The organism is Malacoplasma iowae, from assembly GCF_900660615.1.
Classification (GTDB): domain Bacteria; phylum Bacillota_I; class Bacilli_A; order Mycoplasmatales; family Mycoplasmoidaceae; genus Malacoplasma; species Malacoplasma iowae.
Map to the genome: position 1 here is coordinate 712,903 of NZ_LR215023.1, position 15,210 is coordinate 728,112.

10 protein-coding genes and 1 pseudogene are annotated in these 15,210 nt (G+C 22.0%); 5 read left to right on the forward strand and 6 right to left on the reverse strand.

Features of this window, described 5'->3' with window-relative positions; genetic code table 4:
- Positions 1-67 precede the first annotated feature (67 nt).
- The 5 genes and pseudogenes from EXC57_RS02830 to EXC57_RS02850 all read right to left on the reverse strand — a co-directional run bounded on the left by EXC57_RS02830 (position 68) and on the right by EXC57_RS02850 (position 6,458).
- Complete coding sequence (locus EXC57_RS02830) at positions 68-982, reverse strand: 1-phosphofructokinase (protein WP_004025373.1); 915 nt, start codon at positions 980-982, stop codon at positions 68-70.
- A complete protein-coding gene (locus EXC57_RS02835; RefSeq protein WP_004025372.1) occupies positions 967-3,150 on the reverse strand; it encodes a PTS fructose transporter subunit IIABC in 2,184 nt (727 codons plus the stop codon). The genes EXC57_RS02830 and EXC57_RS02835 overlap by 16 nt, the downstream gene beginning before the upstream one ends.
- A 118-nt stretch (positions 3,151-3,268) precedes the next feature.
- Positions 3,269-3,973, reverse strand: a pseudogene (locus EXC57_RS05265) (TIGR01906 family membrane protein).
- Between the two features lie 144 nt (positions 3,974-4,117).
- Entirely contained in the window at positions 4,118-4,579 is a 462-nt protein-coding gene (locus EXC57_RS02845; protein WP_129692612.1) for a hypothetical protein, read from the reverse strand.
- A gap of 178 nt (positions 4,580-4,757) precedes the next feature.
- The gene (locus EXC57_RS02850; protein WP_129692613.1) at positions 4,758-6,458 is read right to left on the reverse strand and encodes a transglutaminase domain-containing protein; all 1,701 of its coding nucleotides are present in this window, start codon (positions 6,456-6,458) and stop codon (positions 4,758-4,760) included.
- 515 nt (positions 6,459-6,973) lie between these two features.
- Here EXC57_RS02850 and EXC57_RS02855 point away from each other — a divergent pair.
- From EXC57_RS02855 to EXC57_RS02865, 3 genes are all read left to right on the forward strand, one after another.
- Positions 6,974-7,948: an IS30 family transposase gene (locus EXC57_RS02855; protein ID WP_129692495.1), complete on the forward strand. Its 975-nt coding sequence runs from the start codon at positions 6,974-6,976 to the stop codon at positions 7,946-7,948.
- Between the two features lie 146 nt (positions 7,949-8,094).
- Complete coding sequence (locus EXC57_RS02860) at positions 8,095-8,949, forward strand: DNA methyltransferase (RefSeq protein WP_129692614.1); 855 nt, start codon at positions 8,095-8,097, stop codon at positions 8,947-8,949.
- Positions 8,939-10,375, forward strand: a complete 1,437-nt coding sequence (locus tag EXC57_RS02865) for an MAG4270 family putative restriction endonuclease (protein ID WP_004025367.1) — start codon at positions 8,939-8,941, stop codon at positions 10,373-10,375. Before EXC57_RS02860 ends, EXC57_RS02865 begins: the two co-directional genes overlap by 11 nt.
- Positions 10,376-11,324: 949 nt before the next feature.
- Here the strand turns inward: EXC57_RS02865 and EXC57_RS02870 are convergent.
- Entirely contained in the window at positions 11,325-13,322 is a 1,998-nt protein-coding gene (locus tag EXC57_RS02870; protein WP_004025366.1) for a hypothetical protein, read from the reverse strand.
- Between the two features lie 328 nt (positions 13,323-13,650).
- Between EXC57_RS02870 and EXC57_RS02875 the strand changes: the two genes are divergently transcribed.
- Both EXC57_RS02875 and EXC57_RS02880 read left to right on the forward strand, forming a co-directional pair.
- Entirely contained in the window at positions 13,651-13,968 is a 318-nt protein-coding gene (locus EXC57_RS02875; RefSeq protein WP_004025365.1) for a hypothetical protein, read from the forward strand.
- A 194-nt stretch (positions 13,969-14,162) separates the two neighbouring features.
- Positions 14,163-15,137: an IS30 family transposase gene (locus EXC57_RS02880; protein WP_129692495.1), complete on the forward strand. Its 975-nt coding sequence runs from the start codon at positions 14,163-14,165 to the stop codon at positions 15,135-15,137.
- The last annotated feature ends 73 nt before the right edge of the window (positions 15,138-15,210 follow it).

The window sequence follows — 15,210 nt, forward strand, 5'->3', positions numbered from 1 at the left end:
CTTCACATGTCAGTTAGGGATAAAATATCTTTAACAAAATTTTAGAAATTAAAGATATTTTATTTTATTAAATGTTTTTATATATTTTTATTTTGTTTTTAAATTTATCAATATCTTCATTTTTTGCTAACCACATGCTGCATGAAGTTCCAATTGATAAAGAAGTGGCTTTTAAAAGTGAATCATAAACATTATTTGTATTCTTATACAAACACACAAAACTGCTAATCAATGTATCACCAGCACCAACAGTACTTTTAATACCTTGTATTTCATCTATTTTTACTTTATAAAAAGTGTTATTTTTAGTTAATAAATAACTACCATCTTTCCCATTAGAAACCATAACGTTCTTACATCCTAATGAAATTAATTTTTTCATTGAATTAAGAATATCATTTTCACTATTAATTGTTATATTTAACATTCTCTGTAACTCATCAACATTAGGTTTAATGATAAATGGTTTATATTTTAAAACTTCTAAATTATTTTCTAAATCAACATCCAATACAAATTCAACATTGTTTTTATTTAAAGCATCCACAAGTTTTATAAGATGGTCTTGTTTACACACACCCATTATAAAAACTATGTCATCTTTATTAAAACAACTTATAAAAGCTAGCAATTCATTAATTCTATTTTCAGATATGTTAGTTCTTGGACCATTTATTTCAAACGAATTATTATCACCAAAATATTTGACATTAATTCTTGTATTATCTTCTACTTCAAAATTTATTACTTCTAAATTTTCTTGTTTAAGTAAATCATAAAAAAAGTTTTTAGTTTTACCTCCAGTAAAAGTTATCACTCTTGAATCAAAACCAATTCTTTTTAAAACAACAGAAGCATTTATACCTTTACCACCACAAAAAATATCAAAATCATTAATTCTATTTAATCCATATGAATTAAATTCTTTATTACTTTTTATTACATAATCAATCGATGGAGAAAAAGTTATTGTATATATCATTTTTGATTGTTTTCTTTATAAAAATAATTTTTAACACTAAATTTACTTGATTGATTATCTTTTTTATTTATTTTTCAAAATGGTTTAATTGCTGATTGTTCAACTTTTTCATCTTTCTTTATTGGATCTTGCTTTTTTGTTAATGTTCTATTAAGAATTCATATTATTAACATTGATATAAGACTACCTACGATAATTGAAACAAGGTAAAGACCAATACCAGCTCCAATAGCTATAGATTTATTAACCACTCCAAATAAACTTGTTTGTACTAATGGAAACACAAACACACCACCATGTGGAGCATTTAAAGTAATTTGGAAACTACCAACCAATAATCCAGTAATTGCACCACCTACTATGTTTGCTGGAATCATTACTTTTGGTTTTTCTGCTGTAAATGGAATTGCCCCTTCTGATACAAATGAAATACCCATTATGTAATTTGTTAAAGCTGCTTGTCTTTGTTCTTTATCAAATATATTTTTAAAGAATGTTGCAGCTAAAGCTATTCCTAATGGTGGAACCATACCAGAAGCCATTGATGCCGCCATAGCTACAGTTCCATTACCTGTATTGATAGAATTATCTTGAAGAGTTGCAATTGAGAATAAATAAGCCGCCTTATTAATTGGACCACCTAAGTCAAATGCCATCATTATACCAATTAGCAATCCTAATAGTGGTAATAGATAAGATTGTGAATTAATTAATGAAAGTAATTTAGAAAATCCTCAATTTAAGAATATTAAAGGAATATTACAAATTCAGAATATTGCTGCAATTAATAAAGTTCCAATTAATGGAATAAATAAAATGTTTTTAATTCCATTAAGTGATTGTGGAAGTTTAACAAACACATACTTACATAAAACAATAATTATTACAGATGTTAAAATTGCACCACCAATTGCACCAAAGAAACCGCTTGATACTTCGCTATTAGCAAATCAATCAACTGTACCTTTTTCAATATCAATATTAAATAAGAATTTACCGTTTGATATAAACCCACAAACAAAACCTGGCAATAGTCCGAATTTACCAACAAGACCAAAACACATGTATGCACAAAGAATTGGTACCAATAAATCAAATGAAATTCCACCTAATCTTTTAAATCATTTAGCAGCATCATTAACTTCACCATAAAAATCATTACCAGCATTATTAATATCAATTAAAAAAGCAAGAGCTATCATAATACCACCAAACACAACAAACGGCAGCATATATGAAACACCATTCATTATTCCTTTATATATTCTTTTTCCAAATCCTTTAAAAGACATCATGTCAGAAGAATCATCAAATTTTGAAGATGGATTTGATGCATGTTTAGATCCAGACATTGTTTTGCCTTCTTTGTTTAAAATTCTATTAATCTCTTTTTTAGGGTCTTTTATTACAGCTTTTGTACCCATTTCAAGTACATTTTCTTTTCCGCTAAATCTTGATAAATCTACCACTTTATCAACAGCTATAATAACACCTTTTGCATTATTAATTTCTTCTTGAGTTAGTACATTTTTTGGACCTTCTGTTCCTTGAGTTTCAACCTTTATTTTTATACCCATTTCTTTTGCAGCCTTTTCAAGACTTTGAGCTGCCATAAATGTATGTGCTATTCCTGTAGGACATGCTGTAATAGCAACAACATCATATACATTTTCTTGGGTATTAGCATTTTTATCAGATTCATTATTTTTAGTATTTTGATTATCATTTGATAACAAAGTTATAAGTTCTTTGAAAGTGTTTATTTTTAGTAAATTGTCTATAAAACTTTCATCCATGAATCTTCTTGATAAATTAGCAATAACTTCAAGATGAGAATTTTCTCCTGAATTTTGATCAAGTGCAATAAAAAATATAACTTCAACTTTTTGACCATCAAGGGATTGTCAATCCATTGGTTTAACTTTTGCAAACAAAATTACTGGAGTTTTCATAACATTATCCCTAATATGTGGGATAGCAATTTTGTTACCAATTCCAGTTGAAAATTCATTTTCTCTAGCCATTGCTTTTTCTAAAACAATTTTAGAGTCTAAAGCATAACCTTTTTCTTTTAAAACATTCGAGAAAAAAGTTAATGCTTCTTTCTTATCTTTAAATGTTTCATTAATTATAAAAAGATCATCTTTTAAAAAATCTTTTATATCCATTTTAAACCTCATAAAAAAATTTCCCAAGAAATATTATATGTTTAAAATAGAAATATTATAAATAAGTTTAAGATAAAAAATTATAAAAATGCAATTTCACAACTTTTATTATTAATTTTTAAGCTGCTTTTTGTACTTTATTTTTTCTTTTTTTTAGTAAAATAACTTCTTTTGAAATTATTACAAGATGTGAAAATAAGTAAACAACTGCAATGAATATGAAACTATTTAAGAAAAATTGTTCAGGTAGTATCTTTATAATTGGGTCTACAGTTGGATCAAAAACTCAATTATCTTTCCCTTTAAAAAATATTTTATGAAAAATTATAAATGCTTTTTCAAAATCTAGTTAAACTAAAAACACAATTAACAATATCAATATTAATGAAATAATTGAAACTAAAAATCCAATACTTTTATTTAAAACTTTAACTAAAAATTTATTTTTTATTCTTCAATTAACAATAACAAAAACTAAACAAATTATAGATGTAACTATCAAAATTGAAAGATCAATCATAAATAATACTTTTGTATCTTGGAAATGTTCTTTTCCTTCTTGAGAATATTTAAATACTCCAAGATCAAAACCAGCTCATGGAAATGTTAAATAATCTAATAATTTATTATATGAGTAAACTATATCATTATATGAATATCCACTAATTTCACTAATGTTTAAGGTTTTTATTTGTACAAAATAAAATCATCTATTTAATACTGGCATAGCAATAGAAAATGAAAGTAAAAATAAAAATAATGATATGAAAAAAATTATACTTAAAGATCATTTTAATATTTTATTTGATTTTTTTTGTTTCATAATTAGAATTCTTTTTTTATATCTTTATATTATATATTAAAGTTTTTTGCAATTTTATTGTTATGTTTAATATATATTATTTTTATTAATAAAAGCTTCCTAGTTCAAAACTAAGAAGCTTAAATAATTTATTAATTTATAAAATTATATGTTAACAATAATACCAGAAGTCACATTAAAACCTAATGATGATGAGCAAAGAATTTTTCTTGTTACTTGGTCTAACATTGATACTGTAAAAGAAAAATAACCATCACTTTTTGCTTTAAATTTTATCTTTTTATTCTCAACAATAGAAACTTCACTATTAGTTGAATGATAAGTTATTGAATAAGTGTATTTATCAAAATTTGGATCATCTGATGAAGCATCAAATGTTGTTACATAATCTTGATTTACTACCATATTTTTTTCACTAAATGGATTTATTTTAATTTCATATTTATAACCTTTAACTGGTTTATTTGAAGAATTATTAAATTCTTTTGTAAGAATATATGGTGTAGTAGTTGCAACAGAAACAGAAACTATAGCAGCTGATGTTAATGTTAATCCACCAATAAGATATTTAATTTTTTTAGAAGTACCCATACCTTTTTTATTCATACCAACTCTTTCCAAACTACAATTATTAATTAAAATTAATTAGTTTTTAATCACTTAAAAACTAATAATATTTTAAGATTTTTTTATAAGAAATTAAAGCGCGAAATAAAATATTTTTTTAAAAATTTATTTTTGTAAATATTTTTAACAAAATTTATTAATTTTGATTTGGTAAATTTTACTTATAAAAATCCAAAAAGTTTCCATTATCCCAATTGGTAATATTGATATGGGATTTATCTGAAAAAAATTTATTTTTAGGCAACATAAAATAATCATATTTATAAGATGATGAAGCAAATAAACTATCATCCCAAGTTGGATCAAATCATGTTCATTTTTCATTGTCATAAATTGCATTTCATGCGTGCAATCCACTTGAATCAGATTGGCCTGGAACAGCATTTGTGTAAACATATCCTGTTATGTAAACATTTTGAATATTGAAAATATTAGCTATATAACTAAATGTCATAGCATAACCTTGACACAAAACTTTATTTTCAATAAACCCAATTATATTACTACTGTTTTGATTCAATTGACCATATGAAACTTCTGGTAATAATAATTTGTAGATTAAATAAACTTTTTGTTCAACACTTAATTTATCATTAAATTCTTTAAAATTGCTATCTATTGAGTTAAAAGTAAAACTTGTATTAAACTCATTATTAATTCACTCAACATTTTTTGACAAAACATTGTTAATTTTATTTTTAACATTTATAAGATTTTTATATGAATCATTAGGAAACAAAAATGAGTAATAATTATTTTTATAATTTTGATTTGTTTCTAAATCAATAATTTTGCCATCATTATTTTCTGGCAATATTGTTTTTATTGGTGTTGAATTTGATGGTTCTATATAAATAAAGTTATATTTCCCATTATTAGCACAATTTATAGTTGCAGGGAAATTGTATAAAGTTATCAATTCTTGAGATAAATTATTTAAAAATTTTTGATTTATTAATTTAATGTCAATATTTGTTTTTTGTTCGATTATACCTTGTAACTTTAATCCGCTTGTTGTTAATTTAGGGTAATAAGAATCAACTTGATCAACTGCAAAATATAAATTATTTTCTCTATTTTCTAAAAGTTTTATCGTTTCTAAATAAAAACTTTTTTCAATTTCATTTGATTTGTTATACAAATAACTATTTTTGATTTTTTCATTTAAATTAATTGAATTTAATGAATTATTAAAATCTAGTGATAAATAATATTCTTTATTCAGGTAAGTAACTTGTTGATTATCAGTGTTGAACTCTATTGTGTTATCTTGAATTTGATATTCATAATTTTTCGAATTACTTTTTTTAAATTTTTTTACAAATGTATTTGGTTTGAATTTAAAACTTAAATAATTTGTTAATGAGGTATTTATATAAGGATAAATAGTTAAGTTATTTAAATCAAAAGTAACAATATATTCTTCAATATCACCTTTTGATCTTTTTTCAAAAATTAAGCTAGTGTTAAATTCTTTTATATAAATTAAATCATATGAAATAGTTAATACATTACCATTAGTTTCTATTTTTGGAATTGTTTTTTGTATTGTTGATCCCTTTGAATTTATATAAGTTTTAAAATAGTTATTAACTACTTGAATAACCAATTCTTTTTTAAAATCATAATTTAATGAATTTACAAAATTTTTTCCAATTTCTTTTATTTCATCAAAAGAGTAATTTTTGTTTGATTGAATTCTTCCTGTTAAACTATTATTTTTACTAATATCTGCATAATCATTTAAATTTATAAATGATTTTTTGTTCACATTTTTTGAACATGATATTAAAGCCACAGGTGAAACTAAAATAGGCAAAGATAATGTTATAGAAAAAAATAATTTAAATATTTTCATATAAGAAATTATAGTTAAATTAATAAATAAAGCAACTAACACCAAAATAAAATATTTTAAACCAGAAATAAATTGTTTATCATATTTTTCGCTACATATTTTTAGTTTTTTTGTTAACCAATCTTCTTCAATAAAATATTATTTTCAAAATATATTTCATGGTTGAGCTCTATTAATTTTTAATTTCAGTTGATATATGTAATTTTTATAAGTGTTTATTTAATAAAAAATAACTTTTGCATAAAATTAGTAAATTAATTAAATTTTATTTTATAAATTACATTTAACAAAATAAAATTACTAACTTGTAAGTAAAAATATCTCATAAATAAAACAACATAGTTGTAAAACATTCTATCTTATAACTATTAATTCATTATCTTTGAATATTACATTTTCAAAATTAAGAAGCTCGATTGACATGTGAAGTGCAACACTCAAAAAAGAGTGTGCACTTCATTTGTTTTGTTTGTAAGTGTTCACTAATAAAAAGATAATGAATATTAGGAGTGCTTATGAAAACTTATAAACATTTAACAAAAGAAGAAAGATGCTTAATTTATTTTCTTTGAAATAAAGAAAAATATTCTATGAATAAGATTGCAAAAATCTTAAATAAAAACAAATCAACAATATCAAGAGAATTAAAAAGAAACACATCTTCAACAGGGATTTATTATTCATCAACTGCTCACAAAAAATACATTAGAAGAAAATCAAATTGTCATATGTTTTTTATGTTGAAGTACAAAAACTTCACAGATCTTTTTATTCAAAAATTTAATCCTAAATCTCATGGTGTAGAAGCTACAATTTTTTGAATAAAAGAAAACTATCCATTAGTTAAAGTTCCAAGTGCTAGGCAAGTATTTAGATGAATCAATAGCAAGATTTGAAAGATACAAAGAAGAGATTGTTTAAGAAGAAAATATGTTAAAGGGAAAAGAAGAAAAATAGGTATATTTTCTAAAATTGATGGAAAATACTGCATTCCTTATAGTCTAAGACCAGAAAAGATAAACAATAGAAAAGAATTTGGACATTGAGAAGCTGATCTAATAGTTAGTAAAAGGCAAAGTGGTTATTACCACTTATTGACATTAGTGGAAAGAAAAACAAGGTTGGCAATTATTAGAAAAATAAAAGGGAAGAACGCTAGATCAATGATGGCTAAAATGTATACCATTATTCGAGATGAAAAACTCCCAATAAAAAGCATCACTGTTGATAATGGGTTAGAGTTTCAAATGATGGGAATAACTGCAAAACAATTCAACTTTAAAGTTTATTATTGCCAACCTTATTCTTCATTTCAAAGAGGGTCCAACGAGAACATAAATGGGATAGTTAGAAGATGATATAAAAAAGGAACTGACTTCAGTTTAGTAAGTGAAGATAAAATAAAAACTCTTGAATGAAAAGTAAACAACATCCCAAGAAAAATGTTTGGTTATAAAACAGCTTACCAAATGTATCAAGAAAATATTTAAAACAAAAAAACTCTCAACTTATATTTCAAAGTCGAGAGTTTAATGTAACATTGAAGTGTTGCACTTCACATGTCAGTTAGGGAAAGTAGATAAAACCGTATTTTTCTTTACCATCTTTTCTCCTAAAAACAATAAATATAAAAAAATTGTATACAATATTTAAATTTTTATTAAAAATAATTAATAATATAGGTAATTATAATATTTTTTTAATTAAAAGAGTAAAGAAAAATACGGTTAATTCTGCCAAAAAAATAATCGTTTGGGCTCTATACGATGATGCAGAATCTTCTTATAAAAAAGCTATAAAAAAATATTTTCATGGAAAAATAGAAGTTCATTCAATTGGAATTAATAATATCTCTTTTAAAGAAAAAGAGAATTATTTTTATCACAAAATAGATTTATCTCTTAATAATCATGAGTTAATAAATGAACTTAAAAAATTACCACATCCTGATGTAATATTAGCGTCTCCTCCTTGTGAATCATGAAGTGGAGCCGATTGTAATGGAAAAATGTTTAGATCAATAAACAAAAATTTTGAGTGAATTGTAAAAAATAGAATTTATTATGATGAGTACAAAAAAAATTGTCATCCTGTTAAAAAAAGATATTTTGCTCAAAAAGAAAGAGGTCGAATATTAGGAGAATCAACAATTGGTGGAACAATAGAAATAATTGAATATTTTAATCCAAAAGTTTGAATTATTGAAAATCCTAAGACATCAAAAACTTGAGAATTCCAGCTTAATCATTGAGATTTCCCAAGAAATAAAAAATATTACATGAATTCAACATTTTACTCATCATATGATGAAAATTTTTCAGCAAAACCAACAATTTTTAAAAGTAACATCAAATTAAATTTGAAAGAAAATAAAGTATCAGGTAATAAAAATCATATGGCAAAAGGTTCTTATTCAAGAAGAAGCTCAATCCCAGAATTGTTAATAAAAGATATAATTTCACAAATTATGGAGAATGATTATGGAAAATAATTATAAAAATAATTCATTTTCAAAACATATAATAAAAAAATTTGATGTAATTTATAACTTATTTCTAAAAACTGAATTAATAAATAATGCTAATTCAGAAAATGAAAAAAAGATGATAAAAAATATGGTGCCTAAAATTTGAAATATGGACACACAAATTTTAACAATTCTTAATGTTTTTTTTGAAAAAATATTAAATGTTGGATTTCAAAAAAATGATGTTTACAAACTAAATATAGTTAAAAATCAGAATGGATATAAATTAATATTTAATAATGAAAATATAACTCCTACAAGCTCAAAAAATAAAGATGAAGTAGCAAAAAACACAATGTTTCAATATGTTAGAGTTTTGTCATTTTTCAAAGTTATTATAATTAAAGATTATGAAAACTTGTCTAGATTCTTTAGTTCCAAATTAGATGATAATAAAAATTATGAGGTTTTATTAAGCAGTGAATTTAAATTAATTTATTTAAGTGGTAGTGTTAATGAATGAATGACTTTGGGAATTGTTTATGATTTTATAATCAAAGGAATCAAAGACAATAATAAAGATATTATGAATATGGCATTTTCATTTTTTGTTAGTACTGTTTATTTTTTAGATAAAAACAAAATAATTTTTAATAATCAAAATGATCCCAAATGATCTTGTATAAAACATTTAAAAAACAAAAAAATAAATAATATAGGATACAATAACGAAATTGATAAATTTAAAATAATATACAAAATTTTATCTGAAACTTATATTCAATTAGTTAAAAAAACAAAATCATTAATAGAATTTAATATTAATAGCAATAATAATTGAATAATAAATAATGAAAATTATGATTTCCGTGAAAATTTAGATAATATAGTTTTACACAAATTTTTAGATGATATATTATTTTTGTTATTTGACAAAAATGAAACTAATTTTATTATTGACACAAATTATAATATGCATAAAGAATTTGTAGATGTTATTCAACTTAATAATGATATAGAAAGGTGTAGACAAAAATTAAGAGAAAATATTTTAAAAAATAGAAACAAAAATAATGACACATATTATAGTGATATTGAATCTTCATCTAATGAATTCAATTATTTACCAGATGCTATTGAACAAATGGAAGCGGCACACATTTTACCTGTTAGTGATATAAAACTAAAAATAAAAAACAATCCAAAACAAAAAGAAGAATATTTAAGTTTGTTATCTAATGAAAATAATGGCATAATAATTGACCATGTATATCATGATGCTTTTGATAAAAATTGATTACGTCTTGATTATAACGGTGTATTTCAACCAACAGAAGAATGAAACAAAAGATACACAATTAAAGGTAAAATATACAAACACGGTTTAGTAAAAATAAAAGGTGAAGTTCTAAGTAAGGAAATGAAAAATTTTATATTATTAAGAAAATAAAACTACTATATCTTAATAATCACTTTTTTCATCATTAGTTAATAAAATAATTTTAATCAGATATAAATTCAATTATATAGTTAATTTATTTTTAAAAATCATATGGCATAAAATACATAAAAATATAAGAACATTTATATATTAAAGATTTATTTATAATTGTCTTTTTTCTAAACATGTTAAGTTAAAAAAATAATGTTACCATCATAGAGAAACTAATTTTTAAATTATCTTTTAAATCATTAAATAGAAAATTATCTTAATCTCTTAATTTATCAAAAAAAAGTTAGTTGACTTATTATATTATGTTAACTACTAATTAGTATCAATCCATAATATTATTGTATATTATTCAAATAATATAAATTATTGTTTAATAAATATTACATATTTATGAAAGTGATTTTTTATTTTATTGTCTTTATATTATATTTGTTTATTTTTTATTGTGCTAGTCAAATATATTATCTTTCTATTTCTGGGTTAATATTAAAAAATATTAATAGTTCTTCAAAATTATTCTCCAACGATTCAATAAGATGTCAATATTTTTCACATTGCTTTTTATAATGAACCTAAAACATCAATGAAAATAACATTGTTTATAAATTTGTAATTTATTATGTAACTTTTGAACGAAGAAAGATCTTTTTATTTTTTTATACTTGTTTTGTATAATTTCTTATTTTATTTTAAGTAATAACATTTTTGATGGATTCATTTTGAAATGTAACTTTTGAATTTTATAAAATTACTTTTAAATTATCACAGCAAGTTAAATAAAAAAATAGATTTCTTATTTTAAATTCTCTATTAATTAAATAAATTGTATGGTTAATTATTTTAAAATGATATTTAGAAAACATTATAAAATATTTTTTTAAACCAAATTACTATTTTTGTTTTGGCATTTTTGTTGTTGTATAGATTTCATTTATATTTAAAAATTTTATTTACTAAAACTTAATATTTTTGTATAAAATTCACCATTAAAAACTATCTCATTATTTGAGATATTTAAAATATATTTAAATTTTAAACTATAAGAAAACCCATTATAATCCTTTGTGATTGTTTGTTTGTTATCTGATAAATCAATTATTATATTTTCTAGCTTAAAAGCATTGTCAAATATACTTGTGTCAATATTTCAAGAATAATTATTTATATTAACTGATAATATTTTTAATGAAACATTATCGACTAAAGAATTTATATTATTTGGTGTTAAATTTGAATTTCTCTTTATGAAATCTAAATATGTATTATCAAAATTTTCTAAAATTAAAGATTTGCCATCTTTTAAACTATTTATTTGACTTAATATATTTTTATTTTTTGAAATATCATTGATTATATTTTTTGTATATTTTTCCTTTATTTGTGAACTATTATTTTCAATTTTTTCCATTTTATCTTTATAAAAATCATTAAATTTTAAAAGATTTGTTAAAGTATTAGTTTTATTTGATTTAACATATTCATTATTTTCATTTGCAACACTATATGAAAATTCTAATATTCCATTAATATCATCAACTAAACTATTTTCACTAATATATTCAAAAATAAATGTTTTATTATTGTTAAAATATTTTGATGCAATTAAATCTATTTTTTCTTTGTCAAATGATAAAGGTAAACGGTTAATATTGTTTGAAAAATCAGAATGCAATTTTGATGCAAAAGTATTTTTTATTACATCATTATTAACAACTACAAAATTATTAACCAATGTATCTAAAATTTCTTGATCTGAAAAATATTTTAATGAATAATCAAAAGCAAAGTGAATTGTTGATTTATCAACAAAAGTTATTTGTAATTCTTCTTTTTGTCATGAATTATTTTTATATAAAGTTATTTCAAATGAACCTGAAATTTTTTTAATATTTAAATTATTTTCAAATTCTATTTTTATAGATTTAAATTTTGATGGATCAATATTCAATATTTCATCATTTGATTTAACATCAACAATAACAAATGGTTTTATATAATTTATTATTTGATTTGGTGTTAAAAGTTTTATATCACTTTCATTTTTTAAATCAATTATAAACTTATCTTTTAGCTCTAAGTTTGAATTAAGCTTATATATTTTGTTTTTTGGCAAATTATATGAAAATATATTTTTAATTTCTATTTTTATTGGTGTGATAATAAAGGTTTTAAACTTACCAGCAATATTAAATATTAATTCATTATTATAAGAATTTGAACTTTCATTGATTGTCAAATTTATATCTTTATAAATGTTATTGTTTTTATCATCTTTATAAGTTAAAAGTTTTTCTTTTATATTTTGATTTGTTAAAGTAGAAAAATCCATATCTTTATAGATAAGATTTAAATCACTTATAAGCTTTGCATAAGCATTTACTTTAACATCATTTAATATAATTCCACCTTCTTGTAATTTTAAAAATTCAATTTCACTATCATTATTAATAAACTCAAAATTAATATTTATTAAAACTTGTTGTGGAGTTTTATTTTCTTCAAATATTTCAACTTTTATAGCATATGATAAATCATTAGCTTTTAATTCAATGTATTTTTCTTCATTAGAGTATTTATAATTTGAATCTTCTAAAAATTTATAGTTAGATTTTTCAGTAAAATTAGTATTGGTTAAATCAAATAATTCTACTGCTTTTTGCCCAAAATATATTCTTATGTTTTTTTGATGATATGATTGATTTAATTTTAAATTTAAGTTTAAATTATGAATATCGATAGTTGATACCAAACTTGAACCATTATCTAATTTAGTTACTATATTATCTTTAAGTATGCTATTTGGTTTTTTTGTTTGTTCAGTAGCAATTTGTCCATTTGAAGAATTGTTTTTATTATTTGAACAGCTTGTTGACAAATTTAAAGCAATAATTGGAACTAACGAAAGACTTGTTAGAGCTAGTGTTTTGAATTTATTTTTCTTCATAAATATCACCTTATTAATAGTCATTTATTTAAAATTAGTTATAAAAATATTTATTAATTAAAACATTTAAAAATTAAATTTACAACATCATTTTAAATATTTAAATAATTCTATCATTTATGAAACTTAAAAATTTAATAAATTATTTTAACGCATAGATTAATTTCCAATATAAAAGTAAAAATGAAAATCAAATAAAATAATTGGATAAATATCTAACAATATTTTATTTAAAATATATCTCAGCAAAATAATAAAAACACCTTTAAAAAACGTAATATTTGTTATTTAATTCAGTATAATAATTTTGTTAAACAAAAGGGGATATATGAATAAAACGATAACTGTTTCACAAATTGGTGATTCATATAAAGTAAATATTAGATCTGAAGGCAGTTCAATGTCTACTGGATATATGATTGGAATGATAATTGGTTTTTTCTTTTTCTTAATAATAGGAATAATAATGTTGATTATGTGATTAATGAAAAACAATGATAGTAATAATGTTAATGTTGATATTGTTTTACCAAAAGATAATTGAGAAAATGAATTAGACAAACAATTATTAATTTACAACTTTGGATCTGATACTGACAAAATTAAATTAGAAATTACAAATAAAATAAAAATCTTAAATGTATAAAAACACACATATATTGATTTTTAAATAAAATATCCAAAATATAATAATGAGTAATGTTTAAAGTTGCTTAAATTTATATTTTGGTTTTTGCTCGATTGACATGTGAAGTGCAACACTCAAAAAAGAGTGTGCACTTCATTTGTTTTGTTTGTAAGTGTTCACTAATAAAAAGATAATGAATATTAGGAGTGCTTATGAAAACTTATAAACATTTAACAAAAGAAGAAAGATGCTTAATTTATTTTCTTTGAAATAAAGAAAAATATTCTATGAATAAGATTGCAAAAATCTTAAATAAAAACAAATCAACAATATCAAGAGAATTAAAAAGAAACACATCTTCAACAGGGATTTATTATTCATCAACTGCTCACAAAAAATACATTAGAAGAAAATCAAATTGTCATATGTTTTTTATGTTGAAGTACAAAAACTTCACAGATCTTTTTATTCAAAAATTTAATCCTAAATCTCATGGTGTAGAAGCTACAATTTTTTGAATAAAAGAAAACTATCCGTTAGTTAAAGTTCCAAGTGCTAGGCAAGTATTTAGATGAATCAATAGCAAGATTTGAAAGATACAAAGAAGAGATTGTTTAAGAAGAAAATATGTTAAAGGAAAAAGAAGAAAAATAGGTATATTTTCTAAAATTGATGGAAAATACTGCATTCCTTATAGTCTAAGACCAGAAAAGATAAACAATAGAAAAGAATTTGGACATTGAGAAGCTGATCTAATAGTTAGTAAAAGGCAAAGTGGTTATTACCACTTATTGACATTAGTGGAAAGAAAAACAAGGTTGGCAATTATTAGAAAAATAAAAGGGAAGAACGCTAGATCAATGATGGCTAAAATGTATACCATTATTCGAGATGAAAAACTCCCAATAAAAAGCATCACTGTTGATAATGGGTTAGAGTTTCAAATGATGGGAATAACTGCAAAACAATTCAACTTTAAAGTTTATTATTGCCAACCTTATTCTTCATTCCAAAGAGGGTCCAACGAGAACATAAATGGGATAGTTAGAAGATGATATAAAAAAGGAACTGACTTCAGTTTAGTAAGTGAAGATAAAATAAAAACTCTTGAATGAAAAGTAAACAACATCCCAAGAAAAATGTTTGGTTATAAAACAGCTTACCAAATGTATCAAGAAAATATTTAAAACAAAAAAACTCTCAACTTATATTTCAAAGTCGAGAGTTTAATGTAACATTGAAGTGTTGCACTTCACATGT